Origin of the sequence: Nonomuraea sp. NPDC049655 (assembly GCF_044465465.1) — a bacterium.
GTDB lineage: Bacteria > Actinomycetota > Actinomycetes > Streptosporangiales > Streptosporangiaceae > Nonomuraea.
On the sequence record NZ_JBITLS010000003.1, the window covers coordinates 487,863 to 506,475 of the forward strand.

Here is an 18,613-nt window from a genome sequence, read left to right on the forward strand (position 1 = left end):
CGCCGGTGCTGTCCGCTACGAAGCCGCCATCCCCGTCGCTGCCCTCAACGACTGGCTCGTCATTCTTTGACCGTGGGATACGTGGTGGTCACGGCGCTGTCGGCGTCGTAGGAGTCGGACAGTTCGATCGTCGATGGGTTCAGGTCGTGGACCGCGTGTTTGCACTCGATCTCGAAGGCGATCTCGGTAGGGGTGCTGCCGACTTCCTTGAGGTAGAGCTCCAGTCGCTGGTTCAGCTGATCTGTCTCATCTATGTCGTACAAGGTGACGAGGCCGCCTGCGACGAGGGCGTCGAGCGAGTCCGTGACCGGCGTGAATCCGCGGAGCATTTCGCACTCGATCATCGCCAGGTCCGTGGAGGGCTGCGACGAGTTGAGAAGGCGGGCAGTGATGTGCAGGGTCACTCTCTCCCCCTTCTCCGCTGTGTCGTCCGGTCCGGGCAGATGCCACGGCTCGCCGTCCTGGGCGAGACATTTGGCTTGGACGCTGAATCCCTGAACTGTCTGAGTCATTGACGCCTCGTCACTTCCTGTGGTTGCTGACATTCCCGCGTTCAGTTCTCGGCGTCATGGGCGATCGACAGTCTCGGATCGACCAGGCGCTCGTTGCGCGGATGGTGAACGTGGAAGTCCGGCATCGGCACTGCGGGCCCCTGGCCGAACACGCCGGCCATGTAGTCCACCAGTTCTTTGCATTTGTCGGGGTCGAACACCTCGTGGTCGTTCTCCTCGACGGTGCCCCCGATGACGACATGGTCATGGCGCGGGAACATGTACCCCTTCTGCCCGTACAGGTATTCCAGGTTCACCTGCGGCCGCAACATCGCGAGCTGTCCTCGGTACGAGATCATGTTGTTGTCGTTCCACAATTCCTTCGCGCCGAGCCCGGTGCAGTTGATGATGACTTTCTGCGTCAGGGACGTGAGCACGTCCGTGCTGTTGATGAATCTCCGGCTCACGAACATGACGCCGCGCGCCCTCAGGTCGCGTTCCAGCCTGGGAATGAGGATCGGCGGTTCGACGAGCAACGTCCGGTACCTGTATCCGGAGGTGTCGTGTCCTTGGAACGGCAGGCGCGGGAGATATTCGCGCGGCGGCAGCAGTCCCGGCACGAGTTCATGCACCACGTCGATGCCCGAGGTGGGGCGGACGCTGTAGTTGTCGACCTCGGACACGCCGAAGCCCTTGCCGATGCTGGCCTTGAACATCGTGTAGGCGGTCGCGAGGATGTACTGGAACTCCTGCACCTTGGCGAAGTCCTTGGAATACTCCAGGATCGACGCGGCCCATTGGCCGCCTGCCTTGTACGACGTGGTCTCGACCGGCTTGCGGTCGGAATAGATCGTGACGTTCAGCCCGAGGTCGAGCAGCAGGGTCGCGGCGGTCATTCCCATGACGCCTGCGCCGATCACCGCGATCTCCCTTTCGATGATCTTGGTGTCGGCCTGACGTTTGAGGACCATGTCTCGTACCGCGGCGGCGCAGCCCCAGCTCAGCGTGATGCCTCCACCGCCGTGGCCGTAGTTGTGGATGACGAACCTGTCGCCAAGCTCCTCTCCTTCGAGCCGATACGAGTGCGTGCGGTAGGGCCTCAGACCCGCGAGGCACGCGCCCGGCTGATGGGGATCGAAGGTGAAGTCCGGAGTGGGCAGGTTGGCAGGTGTGCTCACTCCACGCTCGTCCAGCAGCATGTCGGGCTCCGTTGATCGGATGCTTGGCCACCGGTACGCATACCCGTGCAGGTGTCCGGCCCTTCCCCGGACTCCAACGCTTGACCGGCCTCTGGACGACTGTTTCCAAGGCGGCGACGACGTCCGGCCGTGCCGCACGTGGACGCCTTGACCTGTGGAAACACCCGCCCTGAGTAAGGTCAAGGCACGGCTCCCGCGCGTTCGCCCGGCCGGCTGCGCGGGTAGGCGTCCCAAACGGCCGGACGATCCGCGCCTATCCCTTTCGACTGATCTGCCGTACGGCGGGCATGCCCAGGAGCGTCATCGTGCCCTTCACCGTTGCCGACTACATCCTCAAGCGGCTGAGCCAGCAACAGGTCGACACCTTGTTCGGTGTGCCCGCCGCATATGGTGCCCCGCTGTTCGACGCGGTGGGCGCGCACCACATCACGCCGGTGGTGACCGCCACCGACCTCGAAGCGGGATACGCGGCCGACGGTTACGCGCGAACGAAGGGCCTGGGCGCCGCCGCGGTGGCCAACGGCGTCGGCATGCTCAGCATGATCAACGCCATCGCCGGCGCGTTCGTCGAGCGCAGCCCGGTCGTCGTCGTGAACGGCGGCCCGAGCGCCGCGAACCTGGCCAACCTGAAGAACCTGGACGTCCTGTTCTCGCACTCGACCGGCCAGCCCGACGGAGACCTCAACGCCTACCGGCTGGTCACCGCGAGCGCAGCCCGCGCCGGGCAGGCCGCCGACGTGCCCGCCCTGGTCGACAGCGCGATCTCGACGGCGATCAGGAAGAAACGGCCGGTCTACATCGAGATCGATCGGACCATCTGGACGGCGGCCTGTACGCCCCCGGCCGGGGCGCTGCCCGTCACCAATCCGGCGGCGGGCACGGAGCAGCAGCTCGCCACCACGATCGTGGGGCTCGTGCGCGCCGCCACGAAGCCCGTGCTCCTGCTGGGCGTCGAGGTCCAGCGTTACGGACTGGCCGACGAGGTCGCCGCCCTGATCGCCAAGCTCGGTGTCCGCTGGTCGACCCAAGTGCTGGCCAAATCGGTGCTGTCCGAACAGGACGACGGCTGGGTCGGGGTCTTCGCCCCGCCGAGCTGCCAGCCCCCCGAGGTCCGGGACGCGGACCTGATCGTGATGCTCGGCTGCGTCTTCCCCGGCAGCTACGCCGCGTTCATCCGGGACAACACCGACCACCTCGTCACCGCCTACGACGGCAAGGTGAAGATCAAGAACGGGAGCAAGCAGAACGCGGACATCACCGCCCTGGTGACCGCGCTCGTGGCCGAGGCGGCGAAGGAGGCGCCGGTTCCCGTCTCCGCGGCCGTCGACCCGGCCCCGCCCGTCGCCACCGGCCCGCTGACCTACGCCCAGGTGTTCGACCGCGTCGGCGCCGCCCTGGACGCCTCATGGCTGGCGATGCCTGACACCTTCCTCGGTGGCGCCTCGGCGGCGAGCCTGCCGGTCAAAGGCCGCGACGGGTTCCTGAGCAGCGCCGTGTGGGCCTCCATCGGCCATTCCGTGGCCGCTGCCGTCGGTGCGTCCTTCGGGTCGAGCAGGCGTCCTCTGGTCATCTGCGGCGACGGCGGCTTCCACATGACCGCCCAGGCACTGTCCACGTTCGTACGTTATGACCGCGACCCCGTCGTCGTGGTCATCGACAACGGCATCTACGGCCTGGAGCAGTACCTCATCGACTCGGACTACTTCACCGACCCCGGCGTGACGCCGAAGCCCTACGTCCTGCTCAACCAATGGGACTTCGTCAAGTTCGCCAACGCTCTGGGCGTGCGGTCCACGTACTCCGTGGACACCGCGGCAGAGCTCGACCAGGCGCTCGCCACCGTGAAGGCGTCGTCCAGCGCCCCGGCGCTGATCGTCGCGAAGGTCGACTCGCGCGGCCTGCCCGCAGTGCTGCCCTGAACCACCGCCCGAACCCACCTCCTGACGCAACAAGGAAGGTGGGTGGGTGCGTGGGTGGTCCTCTGTCTGACTGTTCGGCTGGGCCGTCCTAGGAGGGGCCGGGGGCTGGGGCCCTCCCGAGCAGATCCCAGCTGCGGAGCCGAGGCCACCCGCGACCGCAGCTCGCCCCCACAGAACCTGCTCTGGCTCATGAAGCTACAGAAAGGAGCTGACAAGTTCGGCGAACTCCTCCGGCGTCACCATCCGCACGCCCAGGCTCTCGGCCTTGGCCCGCTTGGAACCGGCCTTCTCCCCAGCCACCAGCAGCGACGTCTTGGCCGAGACGCTGGAGGACGCCTTGCCGCCGGCCCGCTCGATCAGCTCGTTCATCTGGTTGCGGCTCAACGCCTCCAGCGTGCCGGTCATCGCGCCGGTCACCACGACCGACATCCCGGCCAGCGGCAGCCCGGACCCGCCGCCGGTCTCCGGTGCGCCGGGCTCGGCGGGGGGCGTCCAGCCCGGCTCGGCCATGTTCACGCCCGCCTGGACCAGCTTGTCGATCAGCGGCCCGACCTCGATCAGCTCGGCCACCACGACCGGCGCCTTCTCCGGGCCGATGCCCTCGACCGCCTGGATCGCCTCGGCGTCGGCGGCCCGGATGGCCTCCATCGAACCGAAGTGGCGGGCGATCCGGCGGCTCATCGACCGGCCGGTGCCGCGGACGCCGAGCGCCGCGAACACCCGGCTCAGCGGCCGGCCCTTGGCCTGCTCGAAGGCGGCCAGCAGGTTGTCGGTGCTGGTCTCGCCCATGCGCTCCAGGCTGAGCAGCTGCTCGCGGGTCAGGAAGAACAGGTCGGCGAAGTCGGCGATCAGACCGGCGTCCAGCAGCTGCTTGATGCGGTTCTCGGCCAGGCCCTCGATGTCGAGCTGGTCGCGTCCGGCGGCGTAGATGATGGACGCGATCGCCTGGCAGGCCCGCCCGCGCACGCACCGCCACCGCTCCTGCGAGCGGTCGATGGCGTCGCCGCAGATCGGGCAGACCTGCGGGATCGGGATCGGCCGCTCCTCGCCGGTGCGCAGGTGCACCACCGGCGACTCCACGCGCGGGATCACGTCGCCCGCCTTGTAGACCACCACGCTGTCGCCCAGCATCAGGCCGCGCCGGGTGATGTCGGCGACGTTGTGCAGGGTGGCGTAGGTGACGACGCTGCCGTCGAGCTCGACCGGCTCCAGCACGGCGCGCGGGGCGATGACGCCGGTGCGGCCGGTGTTCCACTCCACCCCGACCAGCTTGGTGATCTTCTCGGTGGCGGGCAGCTTGTAGGCGGTCGCCCAGCGTGGCGCGCGCGAGCTGAACCCGGCCTCGGCCTGGTCGGAGGCCAGGTCACACTTGATCACGATGCCGTCGATGCCGAACGGCAGCCCGGCGCGGGCCGCGGCGATCTCGCCGACGCGCTCCTGCACCCGCTCCAGCGTGTCGGTGACGATCCCGGCGACCGCGGTGGCGGCCGTGGTCTGCACGCCCTGACCGGCCACCCACTCCATGACCTGGCTGTGCGGCAGCTCGCGCAGGCGCGTCGCCAGCTCCGAGTCGTCGCCGGGCGCGGGCAGCGCGCCGTAGCCGAAGAACGTCAGCTCGCACACGTACGGCCGGTCCTGGGCGCGCAGCGTGCCGGCGGCGGCGCTGCGCGGGTTGGCGAACGTGGTGCCGTCGTGCGCCGAGCGCTTGGCGCACGCCTCCTCGAACTGCGACGTCGTCATCATGACCTCGCCGCGCAGCTCCACCGTGACCGGCTCGGCCAGCCGCTCGGGCAGGCCGACGATGGTGCCGACGGCGTGCGAGACGTCCTCGCCCGCGGTGCCGTCGCCCCGGGTGACGAGCTGGGCCAGCCGGCCGCCGCGGTAGCGGGCCGAGATGGCCAGGCCGTCGAGCTTGGGCTCGACGCTCCACGCCGTGACCGGACGGCCGAGCCTGCGCTCGACCGAGGCGGCCCAGTCGGCGAGCTGCTCGGCGCCGAACACGTTGTCCAGGCTGAGCATCGGCACGGTGTGCGGCACGTCCCCCACGACCGCGCCGCCCGCGACCTTGCCCGTCGGCGAGGTCGGCAGCACCTGCTCGGGATGGGCCTCCTCGTACGCCTGGATGCCGCGCACCAGCCGGTCGTAGGAGTCGTCGTCGAGGGTGGAGGTGCCGTCGGCGTAGTAGGCGGCGGCGGAGTCCACGGCGAGCTGCACGGCCTCGGCGTAGGCCGTGTCATCAGCGAGGACGGTGAAAGGGGGCGTCTCGGTCATGCCATAACAATGCCGTTCGCAACCGACAATCCGCGACTCGTGGCACTTCCAAGCGACGATCGGGCAGCGGCGTCACGACAGCCGGGCAAGCAGCGCGGTGACATCGTCGGCGAGTGACTCGTCGACGGGCGCGTGGCGGTTCATCAACCGGTACCACATCGCGCGATCACCGCGGACGCGTTGCGCCAGGCCGGTGAAGGCAAGCTGATCCCTGGGCGGGAGGAATCCGGCTGCCCTCCCCGTCGGGATCTTCTCCCGCACATGACCCAGCCGCCAGGTGGCTTTGCGGTGGTTCACGATTGCGGTTCATGATTGTTACGAGCCGGGCCCACCGCCCGTCGTGCCGGCTCGATGTCCGGCCGTGTTCCCCGGAAGCGCGTCCGGGCAGGGCGCGTGCACGAAGGAGGCCTGCCAGCCAGAAGGCCGAGCAGGGGCTCGTAGTTCGACGACAGTGCCTGGGGTGACCCCTGACCCCGGACACATCAAGCGGCATGAACGGGAAACCATGGCAGCGGAGTTCGCGATCGGTGAGTACATCCTGGTGCAAGACGGGAGGACCTTCGAAATTTTCCATTGCCTGACGGAGGCCAGGCGATACCACGTGGCGTTCCTCGGCGTGGACGCGAAACCACACGGTGACGGCTTCAAGGTCACGATCGGCACCCGGTACAAGGACCGGATCGTCAACGGGGTGCCGCTGAAGATGGATCAGCAGCAGTTCGCGCGTTTCCAGGACTTCATGGCCGCGGCCATCGCAGCACGCGACGGCACGAACACCCCATAGCTGGTATGCACGGGCGGGAGCGGACGAGTTACAGGGTTCTCCTACCCGTACTCGTGAGCAGTGCAGCGAGGGCGGCTCGGCCCTCTTCGGCGCGATGCGGGATCAGCAGGAGGGTATGGGCCCGTTCCAGCCGGGCGTCGATGCCCTCCCACCGGGCGACCGAGGCCGCCAGCGCGTCCGGGTCCGCGTGGACCCTGCCGCTGTCGAGGACGAGCAGCGCCCGATCGCGGCGAAGCCGTTCGATGACGGCATCCTCCAACGGCTGCTGGGCGCGTTCACTGACCCTGAGCACCTTGGCCGCCGCCTGCGCGACGAACCCGTCCCGTACGGGAACCAGATCCACGAACGCCCCGCCGGCCGGGTAGGAGGAGCAGATCTCCGCCGCGAGGCGGCTCTTGCCCGCGCCGCCAGGACCCAGCAGGGTGACCAGCCGGGAGGCGCCGAATGCCGCCAGGGCCGCCTCGTGTTCCCGTTCGCGCCCGACGAACGAGGTCATCGGGGTGGGGACCCCGGGGCGCGGCCCCTCCGGGATGTCGCGGTCCACACCGGCCTGCACCGCCTGCTGTGCCAGCTCCTGCCGGTCGGCCGCGCCGTACTTGCGCAGCAGCGAGGCGACGTGGCTCTCGACCGTGCGGACGGAGATGCGCAACCTGTTCGCGATCTGCGCGTTCGACAGCCGCGCCGCCACCGCCGCCAGCACCTCGGCCTCCCGCTGGGACACCTTTGCGATCATCCGGACATCATCACGTACGTGCGGACGTCACGGATGTCTCAGTAGCGAATCAGTGGAGACCACGGATGTGGGACAGCCGCCACGTGAAGCATTCTGATCATGCAAGCGACGAACACCAACACGAGGGAAACGACATGGACAAGGTCATCTCGCAGGACGGCACCGCGATCGCCTACGACCGGATCGGACAGGGCCCGGCGGTGATCCTCATCGGCGCCGGCCCCAACGACCGATCCGCGACCGCGCCCCTGGCCGAGCTGCTGGCCAAGGACCTGACCGTCTACAACTACGACCGGCGCGGCCGTGGCGACAGCGGTGACACCGCCCCCTACGCGGTGGACCGCGAGTTCGAGGACATCGAGGCCATCATCGCCGCGGCGGGCGGGTCGGCGCACCTGTACGGCACCTCCGGTGGTGGCATCATCGCCCTGGAGGCCGCCGCCCGCGGGCTCGCCGTCGACAGGGTGGCGGTGTGGGAGGTTCCCTACATCCTGCCCGGCACCCGTACGCCGGTGCCTGCCGACTACCGCGAGCAGCTCGTGGCGCTGCTGGCCGAGGGCCGCAGGGGCGACATGTGCGAGCTGTTCCTCACCGCCGCGGTCGGCATCCCGGCCGAGTTCGTGGCCCCGATGCGCGACTTCCCGGGCTGGCCGGCGATGGAGGCCGTGGCCCACACGCTCATCTACGACGCCACCATCACCGGCGACTTCTCCCTGCCCGCCGATCGGCTGACCGGTGTCACGGCGCCCACTTTGGTGATCGACGGCGAGACCATCCCGTGGATCAGCAGCACGGCGCAGGCCGTTGCCGACCTGCTGCCGGACGTCCGGCGAGCCACCCTCACCGGTCAGCCGCACAACGTGGCCCCCGAGGCCATCGCCCCCGCGCTCGCCGCGTTCTTCACCGAGGCCACAGCATGACCACCATCGTCTCGCAGCTGTTCGTGTCGGTGGACGGTGTCGTGGAAGCCCCTGAGCAGTGGCACTTTCCCTACTACGACGAGGAGATGGCCGCGGCCGTCTCCGGACAGCTCGACGAAGCCGACATCCTCCTGCTCGGACGCAGGACCTACGAGGTGTTCGCGCCCGGTCTCCGGCGAACTCGCCGCCCTCAAGCAGGGGCCGGACCGGCACGTCACCATCAGCCGAACGGGCGGCGGCCCGGTCGTCCACGCCGGGCCCACGTCGTAGCCGCCCCCGCAAGCACAACCGCCGGCGCGCGGGACGTTCAGCGGGCGAGGGTGATCTCGGCCAGTTCGCGGAAGTCGCGGCGGCGGCCGTCGAGGTCCGCCGCGGCGAACGCCGTCTCACCGAGGCGCTCGCGCGCCTGTCCGGCGATGCGGGCGGCGTCCGGCAGCGAGCGGTCCGGCGTGCCGCGCACCGCCTCGCTGGCCGCGATCAGCCGGACGGCCTGCTCGTCCTGGCCCTCGCGCAGCGCGACGTCGGCGATCCCGACCAGCGCCTCGGCGATGGTCGGCGGGAACATGTTCTCCACGGCCGCGTCGAACGCCCTGCGCCGGTAGGCGCGGGCCTGCTCGACGTCGTCGGCGAGGTAACCGTACAGGTCCATGATCGTGGAGCGGACGGAGCCGACCATCTCATCGTTGGGCAGCACCGCCTGGACGGTGGCCAGGTGCTCGCGCACCCGGTCCGCCTCGCCACGCCAGCGCGCCAGCTTCGCCTGCCCGAGCGCCAGCTCGGCGAGGGAGTCCGGCCAGACGATCCCGTCGGCGTGCCGCTGGGCCTCGGCCATGGCGGCGGCGCTGGCCCGCTCGTCGCCGAGCAGCCAGTGCAGCTGAGCCAGCCGGGCCCACACGCCCACGACGTCCTCGGTCGCGCCCACCTCGGTCTGCGCCACGGCGCCCTCTTCGTAGTACTGGCAGGCACGGGCGAACTCGCCGCGCATGGCGAGCCGATCGGCCAGGAAGGTCAGCGCCAGGGAGATGCCCATGCGGTCGCCCAGCGCGCGGAACTCGGCGAGGGCGGTCTCGGCGTCGAGATCGACGTCGGTCTCGTCGCCGCCGAGCGTGAGCCGGAACCGGCCGCCGGCCAGCCTGCCCTGCGCCCGCACCCAGGGGTCGGCGTCGGCGATCAGCGGCTCGAACGCGGGCAGGAACGCCGCCGGGCCCTGCAGCGTGCGCTCCAGCAGCGCGGCGAACCCGAGCAGCGGCTTGCGGGACCCGCTGCGCAGGGCCAGCCGGTGGGCCTCCTGGATCCACTCCCGCGCCTGGAACTGGTCGCCGCCCACGCCGGACGTCACGAACATGGTCACCATGAGGTAGGCCATCGCCCGGACCTCGTCGGGCACCTCGCCCTCCAGCTCGGACGCGGCGATGCTCAGCTCGGCGCCCTCGGCCCGGTGGCCGCTGAGGAACCAGTAGTAGCCGGCCGCCCCGACCAGCCGCATCGCCTCGTACGCCCACCCCTCGGCGATCGCCCCGCGCAGGGCCGTGATGATGTTGTCGTGCTCGGCGTCGAGCACGGCCAGCCACTCCAGCTGCTCGGCCCGGCGCAGGTGCGGGTCGGCGGTCTCGGCCAGCTCGGTGAAGTGGGCCAGGTGCGCCCGCCGCGCCGCCTCGGACTCACCGGCCTCGGCCAGCCGCTGGGCCGCGTACTCCCTGATGGTGTTGAGCATCCGGTAGCGCGGGGCGCCCTCGTCGTCGGCCAGCAGCAGCGACTTCTCGGTCAGCGCGGTCAGCACGTCGAAGACCAGCTCACCGGCGGACGTCTCGTCGCCGCACACGCGTTCGGCCGCCTCCAGGCTCGCCCCGCCGGAGAACACCGACAACCGGCGCAGCACGCCGCGCTCGGCCTCGCTCAGCAGGTCCCAGCTCCAGTCGACGACCGCGCGCAGCGTCCGGTGCCGGGCAAGCGCCGTACGGCTGCCGCTGGTCAGCAGGCGGAACCGGTCGTCGAGACGGCGGGCGAGCTGGTCGACCGACATCGTGCGCAGCCGGGCCGCGGCCAGCTCGATCGCCAGCGGGTTGCCGTCGAGCGCCCGGCAGATCCGCGCCATGGCCGCGAGGGTCGGGGCGTCGGAGCCGAGGTCCTTGCGCACCAGGTCCGCGCGGTCGCGCAGCAGCCGCACCGCGGGCGAGGCCCCGCTCTCGGCCGGCGAGGCGCCCTCGGCGGGCAGCGTGAGCGGCTCGACCTGCCACAACACCTCGCCGGTGATGCCGAGCGGCTCGCGGCTCGTCGCCAGGACGCGCAGGCCGCGGCACTCGCCCAGAAGCCGGTCCGCGAACGACGCGGCGGCCTCGATGACGTGCTCGCAGTTGTCCAGGATGAGCAGGATCGAGCGGTCGCGGATGGCGGTGATGAGCCGGTCCATCGGGTCGCCGCCGCGCCCGCCGCCGAGCATGCCCTGGTCGCGCAGGCCGATCGTGGTCAGGGCGGCCTGCGCCAGCTCGCCGCCGGCCCGGACCGGGGCCAGCTCGACGAGCCAGGCGCCGTCGGGCAGCTCGGGGAGCATCGTACGGGCGGTCTCGGTGGCCAGCCGCGTCTTGCCGGAGCCGCCCGCCCCCGTCAGGGTGACCAGGCGGTACCTGGTGGCCAGGTCGGCGACCGCGGAGACGTCGTCGTGCCGGCCGACGAAGCTCGTCAGCTCGGCGCGCAGGTTCGTCCTGCGGTTGTCCGCCCGCTCGCCCACCTCGCCGCGCAGCAGCGCGGTGTGCAGCTCCGACAGCTCGGCCGACGGGTCGGCGCCCAGCTCGTCGGCCAGCCGCTCGCGGGTGCGCTGGTAGAGGGTCAGCGCCTCGTTCCCGCGGCCCGCCTCGGCCAGCGCCCGCATCAGCGCCGCCACGAACCCCTCGCGCAGCGGGTACGCGGCCACCAGCCCGGTCAGCTCGGTGACCAGCTCCGCGCCCCGGCCGAGCCGCAGGTCGGCGTCGATGCGGTCGCCGAGCGCGGCGACGTGGAGGTCGTCGAGCCGGGTGACCACGGCGTCGAAGGCGTCGCTGTCCTGCATCGCGATGTCGGCCATGGGGGCGCCGCGCCACAGCTCCAGGGCACTGCGCAGCAGGTCGGCGCGGGCGGCGGGCGCGGCGGCGCGGGCCTGGACGATCAGCTGCTCGAAGCGGCACACGTCCACCGCCTCGCGCGGCACGGCCAGCCGGTAGCCGCCGGAATCGGCCTCGATCACGCCGTCGGGCAGCACCCTGCGCAGCCTGGACACCAGCGCCTGCAGGGCGTTGACCTCGTCGGCGGGCGGCCGCTCCCCCCAGATCCAGTCGATCAGCCGCGCGCGCGTGACGATCCGGCCGGGCTCCAGGGCGAGGGCGGCGAGCAGCGCGCGCAGCCGGACACCGGGAACCTCGACCACGTCCCCTTGGGCGTTCCGGACCTCGAAGGGCCCCAGCAATCCGACTCGCACACCGCAATTGTGCCGGAACCAGGACAACGCCCGGCCCATCCCCGCCCGTCCGCCCCCTGGAACCGGTCCCCCGGGGTCAGCCGTCGGCCTTGCGGCTGAGGTGTTCCCAGGCGCGGTACTCCGCGGTGCGGGCCTCGTCCATCTGCTGGACGAGGTCGTACGAGCGGCTGCCGACGATCAGCCGGCGCGGCGGCTCGGGCAGGTCCACGAGCTCCATGACGACGGGCGCGGCGTTGCTCGGCGGCGGGCCCGCGTCCTCGCCCCACATGGCGGCCAGCTCGGCCCGCAGCCCGTCGTAGACCGGGTCGGGCTCGGTGGCCGTGGTGCCCAGCGTGAACAGGCCGGTGTCGTAGCCGCCCATCTGCAGGTTGGTGACCTTGACGCCGAACGGCGCGAGCTCCATGGCCAGCGCCTGGGTGACCGAGTCGAGCGCCGACTTGCCCGCCGCGTACAGGCCGACCGAGGCCATGCCGCCGCCCGCGCCCATCGAGGTGACCTGGAGGATGTGCCCCGACCCCTGGGCCCGCAGGTACGGTGCCACCGCCTGGGTGACCCAGATCGCGCCGAACAGGTTCACGTCGAAGTGCGCCCTGATCTGCTCCTCCGTGGCCTCCTCCAGCATGCCGAAGAGCATGCCGCCGGCGTTGTTGACCACGACGTCGAGCCTGCCGAACGCGGCCGCCGCCTGGTCCACGCCCTCCCGCACCGCGGCGCGGTCGGAGACGTCGAGCGGCAGCCGGACGAGCGCGCCCGGATGCCGGGCCTCCAGCTCGGCCAGCGGGCCGACGTCGCGGGCGGCGGCCACGACGCGGTCGCCCCGGTCCAGGGCCGCTTCGGTGAACGCCCGGCCCAGCCCCCGGGACGCACCCGTGACGAACCATACGCGCATGCGCTCTCGCCTCCTTCTCCGTCCAAGACGAGACGGTCCGTCTCGCCGTAGGTCCATCAGTGTGCCAGCAAGGGCCGGTGACTTGTCAAGACGGACCGTCTCGTCTCGTTGATGGGCTATGATGGGCGGCGTGAAGCAGCCCGATCCCGCGCGCCGCAGCGAGCGCTCACGGCAGGCGATCCTCCAGGCCGCCAGGGAGCTGGTGTCCGAGGTGGGTTACGCCAAGGTGTCCGTCGAGGCGATCGCCGCGCGGGCCGGCGTCGGCAAGCAGACGATCTACCGGTGGTGGCGGTCCAAGGGCGCCGTGGTCTTCGACTCCTTCCTCGCGCTGAGCGAGGGCGGCCACGGCGACCAGGGCGTGACGCTGCCCGACACGGGCGACATCGAGGCCGACCTGAAGACCGTCATGCGGGCGACCGTGGCGGAGTTCGCCGACCCCGGCTTCGAGGCGCCGATCCGGGCGCTCAACCTGGAGATCGTCGCCGACCCCGAGCTGGCCGCCCAGTACCGCGAGAAGCTGGCCGGCCCGGTCGACGAGGCCAAGAAGGCCCGCCTGCGCAGCGCCCAGCAGGCCGGCCAGCTCGCCCCCGACGCCGACCTCGACCTCGCGCTCGAACTGCTCTACGCCCCCCTCTACCAGCGCTGGCTCCTGCGCACCGGCCCGCTCACCCCGCAGTACGCCGACGCGCTGGTAGACCTGGCGCTCAAGGCCCTGCGTCCCTGAGCCGTGGCCGGGTCCCCGGGCCTCACAGGACCCGCAGCAGGTCGGCCAGCGCCTGGAGCACGGCGTCGGGCCGTTCCTCGTGCAGCCAGCCGTGCCCGGCGTCGTCCAGCACCCGGTGCTCGCCGCGCGGGAAGGAGGCGGCCAGCTCGGCGTGCAGGGCGAGCTTGCCGGCGTTGATCTCCCGCAGCACGTCCTCCGGCCAGAGCTGGGACTGGGTGGCGTCCGCCCCCATGGCCGACAGCACGATCACCGGCACGTCGGGCGCCGGCGGCGCGGCCCTGAACTCCGCCGAGACCTCGTCGTAGAGGTTGCGGCCCTCCAGCCAGCCGGTGCGCCAGGCGGTCAGGTGATGGTCGACCAGGGCCTCGCGCACGCCGTCCGGCCAGGCGGCCAGCAGCCGCTCGACGGCCGGGCGGGCGGCGTCGAGCTGCTCCGGCGTCGGCTCCGGGAGCGCCTGCTCGCGCATCTGGTCGAGCATCTCGCGCGCCTGCCGGGGCGCGCGGGCGGCCATGTCCTCGTGGAAGGGGTCGAGCAGCAGCAGCGCCGCGACGTCGCCGGGGAAGCGGCGGGCGTAGTGGCGCGCGTACGCGCCGCCCAGGGAGTGACCGGCCAGCACGTACGGGCCGCGCACCCCCGCCGCCTCCAGCGCCGCGCGCAGTTCGTCGGTCACCTCGGCCGCGGTGCGGGGCAGCTCGACCGGCTCGCTCCAGCCGGTGCCCGCACGGTCGTAGAGCACGCTGGTCGTCAGCTCGGCGGCGCGGTCGTGCACGTTGAGGTAGTCCAGGCCGACGGCTCCGGCGCCGGGCAGGAACACCACGGGCGGGCCGCCGGCGCCCGAGCGGTGCAGCATGATCCGGCGACCGCCGACGTCGTGCAGGCGGCCCAGCGGAGGGGCGTCCAGGGCGTGATGGGCCATGATTCATCCTTTCTCAGGTTTGAGAAAGGTAGCAGGTGTGAGATCGTACGTCCATGGACACGGTGGACCTGCTTCTGCACCCCGTACGGCTGCGCATCGTGCACGCCATGGCGGGCGGCCGCACGCTCACCACCTCCGGCCTGTGCGACCTGCTGCCCGACGTCTCCAAGGCCACCGTCTACCGGCACGTCGGCCTGCTGGCCGAGGGCGGCCTGCTCGACGTGGAGGGCGAGCAGCGCGTGCGCGGGGCCGTCGAGCGGCGCTACCGGCTGCGCCCGGCGCGGGCGGCCATCGACGCCGACACCGCCGCCGCGGCCTCGCGGGACGACCACCGCCGCGCGTTCGCCGTGGCCATGGCAGCCCTGCTGGCCGAGTTCGGCGCCTACCTCGACCGCGACCAGGCCGATCCGGCCGCCGACCTGGTCGGCTACCGGCAGCACGCCATCTGGCTCAGCCCGGACGAACGCGCCGCGCTGATCGCCGACCTGCGCGCCGCGCTGCTGCCCAGGATCGCCAACCCGCCCACGCCCGAGCGCACCCGCCACCTGATCAGCCCGATCCTGTTCCCGGCCGAGGAGCCGTCCGCCTGAGCCCCGTTCTCCCGGACGAGCTCAGCGGTAGCCGGTCAGGCCGTCCGCCAGTTCTTCCTCGTCACCGTCCCGATGCGCGGACAGGGCCTGCTGCAGGGCGAAGGACGCGCGGATGACGGCGATGCGGGCGGCCGTCGCGCCGTCCGACCAGCCTCCCAGCCTCAGCACCCGATCCAGGAAAGGCGTGCCGTAACCGGCCCCGACGGCCGCCAGGTCCTCGGCGGGATCACCGATCGTCACCTCGTCCCAGTCGATCACCCCGCTGAGCACCGGCAGCCCGTCGTCGTGCTCCCACAGGACGTTCTCCGCGCCGAGGTCACCGTGCACCACGGCCTCGGTGATGTCGGGAAGGCCGTCGAGCGCCGCGAGCTCCCGCTCGGCCCGCTGACGCCCGCGCCCGGACATGAGCCCGAACAGCTCGGCGCGGACGCCCGCCGTGAACTCCCGCCACCGATCCCGCGGTGCCGGCAGCACCGCCCGCACGTCGTCCTCCGCGCCGATCCTGGCCAGTGCGCGCAGCAGCGTGACGTACTGCGCCGCCGCGGCCGCGGCCACCCGGGGATCTTCGAGTTCTCCGGCCTCCAGCGGGGCTCCGGGAACGCGGCTGAGAACCAGGAACGGCGGCTCGTCCGGGCCGGGAGCGCCGGCCTCCGGCAACGGCCGGGGCGTGCGGAAGCCGAGATCGAACCCGGCGAGCAGGCGCAGGACGGCCGCCCGCTGCGGCAGCCGGGCGGCCGCGGCCCCGGTGCGCGGCAGGCACACGACCCGATCCGCGCCGATCACCACCTGGTGGAACTGCCCTTGGCGAACGGTGAGCCGCTCCGGTTCGACGCCCGGCAGCAGCCGGCTCAGCAGAGCACGATCCATCTGTGGGACCTGCATGCGGTGCGAACCGTCCTTTCCGCGGCACGGGCGCGATACCCGCCGACCCGGTCACAGTACTAGCGGGGCGGCGGAAGGGCTGTGAAGCGTTCGTGGGCGGCCTGGTCGCCCAGCCGGTCGAGGGCGGCCAGCCAGCACGCCCCGGCCGTGGCGTCGCGGGCGGTCGTCACCCGCCGCCCGGCCAGCCGGGCCAGGACGGCGGCGCGCACCGGGCCGTCCGCGGTCAGCACCCCGCCCGCCAGCACCAGCGGCCCGTCGCCGGACAGCCGGGTCGCCGTCGCGGTCAGCCGCCGGGCGGCCTCGGCGACGATGCCGGCCGCGCACTCGTCCCCGGCGGCGGCCGCCCGCGACACCAGCGGCGCGGCGGCGGCCACGAGCATCCGGTCGGCCTGGGCCAGCCGGACGATCCGGTCCGCCCGCCGCCGCGGCTCGCCCGTCACCCCGAAGTGCGCGCCCACCAGATCCACCAGCGGCCCGTACGGCAGGTCCGCGCCCAGAGCACGGTCTCTGCGGCCCTCGGCGCGGTCCCGGGTGTGGTCCGGATGGTCCGGGAGGCGGGCTTCGGGGTGGTCAGCGGGGCGGTCCAGGGCGCGGACGGCGGCGCGCACCCCCGCCCGGCCGATCCAGAACCCGCCGCCCTCGTCGCCCAGCAGCCAGCCGAGCCCGTCGGCCACCGCGGTCACCGTCCGGCCGGAGAAGCGGGCCGCCGCGGCACCCGTCCCGGCCAGCAGCAGCGTGCCGGACGGCGCGGCGGTCCCGGCCGCGTAGGCGATCTCCACGTCGCCGACCACGCGCGGCGGCGCGGCGATGCCGCACTCGGCCCAGGTCCGGCCCAGCGTCGCGGCGAAGGCGTCGTCGCCGCCCGCCACGCCGGCCACCGAGGCGGCCACCAGCGAGGGGTCCAGGCCGTCGAGCGCGCGGCGCAGGGCCTGCCCGATCGCCAGGCGGGCCGCGGCCGGCCCGTGCGCGGCCGGGTTGCCGGGACCGGCGGTGCCGTGCCCGAGCCTGGTGCCGTCCGCCGCGTGCACGGCGGCGCGGGTGGTGGTGCCGCCGGCGTCCACCCCGGCGAAGAGCGTCACCGGACCAGCCGCGCCGCGCCGGGCGCCAGCGTGAGGATGGCGCCGCACGGCTGGTAGGAGCCGGTCGCCGGGTCGAACGCCTGCGTGATCCCGTCGAGCGTGACCTCCGCCGGCCGGTCGAAGCGGGCGTTGCACACCAGCCGCCGCTCGCCGTAGTGGCCGACCAGGACGTCGCCGGCGTGCTCGGCCGACGTCCACCCGGTCAGCTCGGCCGCCACCGGGCGCAGCCAGCGGGTGTTGAGGTCGCGCACCACGTCGTAGCGCTCGGTCGGCACGCCGTCACCGCCGATGAGCGCCGGCTGGAAGCCCTCGCCGCGCGCCGGGTCGGGCGTCCAGTAGGTGAAGTACTGGACGCCGGTGTACCCGTAGGCCAGGGCGGTGTTGACCTGCCAGGCCAGCTCGGCGGCCGACGGCTCGCGGTGGCCGTCGTAGGCCAGCGTCTGCACGTACATCCAGGCCGGCAGCCCGGCCCTGCGGGCGTGCTCGCGCACGGTGGCCAGGTCGGCGAGGTAGCCCTCGTCGAACCCGCCGGTCAGGAACGGGTACCGGTCGAACGACAGCACATCCGGCCGGACGACCCGGGCGAACTCCCCCACGTACGCGTCGTAGGGGCCGGTGGCGTGGCTCGGCAGCAGGTTGGCGTAGGCGAACGCGCCGGCCGCCCGCGCGGCGGCGACCCCGGCCGCCAGCCGCGGGAACTGCCCGGCCACCGGCTCATCCATGAGGCTGAGGCCGCGGAAGGAGCGGAACGGGCGGTAGTCCTCGACGACCTGGGCGATCAGCGGCGCCGGGTCCACGTCCAGGTCGCGCATGAGCACGTCCACCCGCGGGTCGGAGGCGACCAGCATGCCGAGCCCGGCCTCCTCGGCGCGGGCCAGGGCGTGCCGCAGGATGACCCGGTCGCTCAGGTAGTTGCCGGTGATGACCAGGTCGATCCCGGCCTCGGCGATCTCCCGGTAGCGGGCGGCCGTCGTCTCGTGGGGCGGGGGCGGCCAGAAGGCGGCGATCGTCAGGGTCACAGCGCGCCCGTCCTGATGCGGCCGGCGTAGCGGGCCACCAGGGCGTCGTTGTGCGCGTCGGAGCCGGGGATGTTGGCCGACAGGTAGACCGGCGGGACCGTGCCGTCCGCCTGGAGCTCGCCGATCGCCTCGGCCACCATGAGCTGCACGATCAGCGCCGAGGTGATCGAGGAGATGCCGCAGACCGGGCCGTGCTCGGTCGGCAGGACGGCGTCGCCGTACGGGGCCAGGTTGTCGATCACGATGTCGGCCAGTTCGAACAGCCGCTCCCCCGACGGATGCCGCGAGGTGATGGCGGTCGAGTGGGCCAGCGAGGTGATCGCGACGAGCGGCAGGCCGCGCTCCTTGACCAGCCGGGCCATCTCCACGGTCGAGCCGTTGCCGCCGGAGTTGGAGGCGATCACGAACGCGTCGGAGTCCTGCACCGTGTGCAGGGCCAGCACCTGGTGGGCGGTGCGCGGGTCGCGCTCGGCCAGCGGGTCGAACGCGCCGGGATCGGCCGAGCCCAGCACCACCGGGTCGCGCAGGGTGAGCCGGTTGGTCGGGATGAGCCCGCCCGCGCGCCCCGCCACCTCCAGCGCCACCGCCTCCGAATGTCCCGTGCCGTAGGCGTGCAGGACGCCTCCGGCGCGCACGGTCGCCGCGACCAGCGCGCCCGCGCGCCTGATGGCGGGCAGCTGCTCGGCCATCAGCCGCTCCAGCCGCGAGCGCGTCTCGTCGGCGAAGGCCATCACAAGATCCATCAA

General features: G+C 72.4%; 17 protein-coding genes. 5 read left to right on the forward strand and 12 right to left on the reverse strand.

The annotated features are described in order from the left end of the window. Positions 1-59: 59 nt before the first annotated feature. Positions 60-512, reverse strand: coding sequence for a hypothetical protein (locus tag ACIBQ6_RS12015; RefSeq protein ID WP_397211526.1), 453 nt, complete (start codon positions 510-512; stop codon positions 60-62). A 41-nt stretch (positions 513-553) separates the two neighbouring features. Further along, entirely contained in the window at positions 554-1,690 is a 1,137-nt protein-coding gene (locus tag ACIBQ6_RS12020) for an FAD-dependent oxidoreductase (RefSeq protein WP_397211528.1), read from the reverse strand. Positions 1,691-1,995: 305 nt separating this feature from the next. Here ACIBQ6_RS12020 and ACIBQ6_RS12025 point away from each other — a divergent pair, with 305 nt between their 5' ends. Beyond that, entirely contained in the window at positions 1,996-3,609 is a 1,614-nt protein-coding gene (locus tag ACIBQ6_RS12025) for a thiamine pyrophosphate-dependent enzyme (RefSeq protein WP_397211530.1), read from the forward strand. Positions 3,610-3,804: 195 nt separating this feature from the next. Here ACIBQ6_RS12025 and ligA read toward each other — a convergent pair whose 3' ends face one another. Both ligA and ACIBQ6_RS12035 read right to left on the reverse strand, forming a co-directional pair. Then, positions 3,805-5,880, reverse strand: a complete 2,076-nt coding sequence (ligA, locus tag ACIBQ6_RS12030; protein ID WP_397211532.1) for an NAD-dependent DNA ligase LigA — start codon at positions 5,878-5,880, stop codon at positions 3,805-3,807. A 72-nt stretch (positions 5,881-5,952) separates the two neighbouring features. Continuing rightward, positions 5,953-6,177 (reverse strand): hypothetical protein, encoded by a 225-nt coding sequence (locus ACIBQ6_RS12035; protein ID WP_397211534.1) that lies wholly within the window; start codon positions 6,175-6,177, stop codon positions 5,953-5,955. Positions 6,178-6,340: 163 nt separating this feature from the next. Here ACIBQ6_RS12035 and ACIBQ6_RS12040 point away from each other — a divergent pair, with 163 nt between their 5' ends. After that, positions 6,341-6,664, forward strand: coding sequence for a hypothetical protein (locus ACIBQ6_RS12040; protein ID WP_397211536.1), 324 nt, complete (start codon positions 6,341-6,343; stop codon positions 6,662-6,664). 28 nt (positions 6,665-6,692) lie between these two features. Here ACIBQ6_RS12040 and ACIBQ6_RS12045 read toward each other — a convergent pair whose 3' ends face one another. Further along, positions 6,693-7,397, reverse strand: coding sequence for a LuxR C-terminal-related transcriptional regulator (locus ACIBQ6_RS12045; protein ID WP_397211538.1), 705 nt, complete (start codon positions 7,395-7,397; stop codon positions 6,693-6,695). A gap of 134 nt (positions 7,398-7,531) precedes the next feature. Between ACIBQ6_RS12045 and ACIBQ6_RS12050 the strand changes: the two genes are divergently transcribed. Further along, entirely contained in the window at positions 7,532-8,317 is a 786-nt protein-coding gene (locus tag ACIBQ6_RS12050; protein WP_397211540.1) for an alpha/beta fold hydrolase, read from the forward strand. 307 nt (positions 8,318-8,624) lie between these two features. Here the strand turns inward: ACIBQ6_RS12050 and ACIBQ6_RS12055 are convergent, their stop codons facing one another. Then, complete coding sequence (locus tag ACIBQ6_RS12055) at positions 8,625-11,768, reverse strand: BTAD domain-containing putative transcriptional regulator (RefSeq protein ID WP_397211542.1); 3,144 nt, start codon at positions 11,766-11,768, stop codon at positions 8,625-8,627. Between the two features lie 76 nt (positions 11,769-11,844). Continuing rightward, the gene (locus ACIBQ6_RS12060; RefSeq protein WP_397211544.1) at positions 11,845-12,657 is read right to left on the reverse strand and encodes an SDR family NAD(P)-dependent oxidoreductase; all 813 of its coding nucleotides are present in this window, start codon (positions 12,655-12,657) and stop codon (positions 11,845-11,847) included. A 121-nt stretch (positions 12,658-12,778) separates the two neighbouring features. Here ACIBQ6_RS12060 and ACIBQ6_RS12065 point away from each other — a divergent pair, with 121 nt between their 5' ends. After that, positions 12,779-13,381 carry a TetR/AcrR family transcriptional regulator gene (locus tag ACIBQ6_RS12065; RefSeq protein ID WP_358287569.1) on the forward strand — a complete coding sequence of 201 codons (603 nt, stop codon included), beginning with the start codon at positions 12,779-12,781 and terminating at the stop codon, positions 13,379-13,381. Positions 13,382-13,403: 22 nt separating this feature from the next. Here ACIBQ6_RS12065 and ACIBQ6_RS12070 read toward each other — a convergent pair whose 3' ends face one another. Continuing rightward, positions 13,404-14,297, reverse strand: coding sequence for an alpha/beta fold hydrolase (locus ACIBQ6_RS12070; RefSeq protein ID WP_397211546.1), 894 nt, complete (start codon positions 14,295-14,297; stop codon positions 13,404-13,406). 53 nt (positions 14,298-14,350) lie between these two features. On the opposite strand from ACIBQ6_RS12070, the gene ACIBQ6_RS12075 reads away from it, so the two are divergent. Then, the gene (locus ACIBQ6_RS12075; protein ID WP_397211548.1) at positions 14,351-14,887 is read left to right on the forward strand and encodes a helix-turn-helix domain-containing protein; all 537 of its coding nucleotides are present in this window, start codon (positions 14,351-14,353) and stop codon (positions 14,885-14,887) included. A gap of 21 nt (positions 14,888-14,908) precedes the next feature. Here the strand turns inward: ACIBQ6_RS12075 and vph are convergent, their stop codons facing one another. The 4 genes from vph to ACIBQ6_RS12095 are packed head-to-tail and all read right to left on the reverse strand — an operon-like array spanning position 14,909 to position 18,610. After that, complete coding sequence (gene vph, locus ACIBQ6_RS12080; RefSeq protein ID WP_397211550.1) at positions 14,909-15,769, reverse strand: viomycin phosphotransferase; 861 nt, start codon at positions 15,767-15,769, stop codon at positions 14,909-14,911. 59 nt (positions 15,770-15,828) lie between these two features. Further along, on the reverse strand, positions 15,829-16,848 hold the full coding sequence (locus ACIBQ6_RS12085) for an N-acetylglucosamine kinase (protein WP_397211552.1): 1,020 nt from the start codon (positions 16,846-16,848) through the stop codon (positions 15,829-15,831). Then, positions 16,845-17,867, reverse strand: a complete 1,023-nt coding sequence (locus ACIBQ6_RS12090; RefSeq protein WP_397211554.1) for a hypothetical protein — start codon at positions 17,865-17,867, stop codon at positions 16,845-16,847. Before ACIBQ6_RS12090 ends, ACIBQ6_RS12085 begins: the two co-directional genes overlap by 4 nt. Further along, entirely contained in the window at positions 17,864-18,610 is a 747-nt protein-coding gene (locus tag ACIBQ6_RS12095; RefSeq protein ID WP_397211556.1) for a sugar isomerase domain-containing protein, read from the reverse strand. The genes ACIBQ6_RS12090 and ACIBQ6_RS12095 overlap by 4 nt, the downstream gene beginning before the upstream one ends. Positions 18,611-18,613 lie beyond the last annotated feature (3 nt).

Coding starts and splice junctions, on each gene's coding strand:
- ACIBQ6_RS12015 (WP_397211526.1), bottom strand. CDS start 512: ATGACTCAGACAGTTCAGGGATTCAGCGTCCAAGCCAAATGTCTCGCC.
- ACIBQ6_RS12075 (WP_397211548.1), top strand. CDS start 14,351: ATGGACACGGTGGACCTGCTTCTGCACCCCGTACGGCTGCGCATCGTG.
- ACIBQ6_RS12060 (WP_397211544.1), bottom strand. CDS start 12,657: ATGCGCGTATGGTTCGTCACGGGTGCGTCCCGGGGGCTGGGCCGGGCG.
- ACIBQ6_RS12050 (WP_397211540.1), top strand. CDS start 7,532: ATGGACAAGGTCATCTCGCAGGACGGCACCGCGATCGCCTACGACCGG.
- ACIBQ6_RS12045 (WP_397211538.1), bottom strand. CDS start 7,397: ATGATCGCAAAGGTGTCCCAGCGGGAGGCCGAGGTGCTGGCGGCGGTG.
- ACIBQ6_RS12020 (WP_397211528.1), bottom strand. CDS start 1,690: ATGCTGCTGGACGAGCGTGGAGTGAGCACACCTGCCAACCTGCCCACT.
- ACIBQ6_RS12095 (WP_397211556.1), bottom strand. CDS start 18,610: ATGGATCTTGTGATGGCCTTCGCCGACGAGACGCGCTCGCGGCTGGAG.
- ligA (WP_397211532.1), bottom strand. CDS start 5,880: ATGACCGAGACGCCCCCTTTCACCGTCCTCGCTGATGACACGGCCTAC.
- vph (WP_397211550.1), bottom strand. CDS start 15,769: ATGCAGGTCCCACAGATGGATCGTGCTCTGCTGAGCCGGCTGCTGCCG.
- ACIBQ6_RS12070 (WP_397211546.1), bottom strand. CDS start 14,297: ATGGCCCATCACGCCCTGGACGCCCCTCCGCTGGGCCGCCTGCACGAC.
- ACIBQ6_RS12065 (WP_358287569.1), top strand. CDS start 12,779: ATGGGCGGCGTGAAGCAGCCCGATCCCGCGCGCCGCAGCGAGCGCTCA.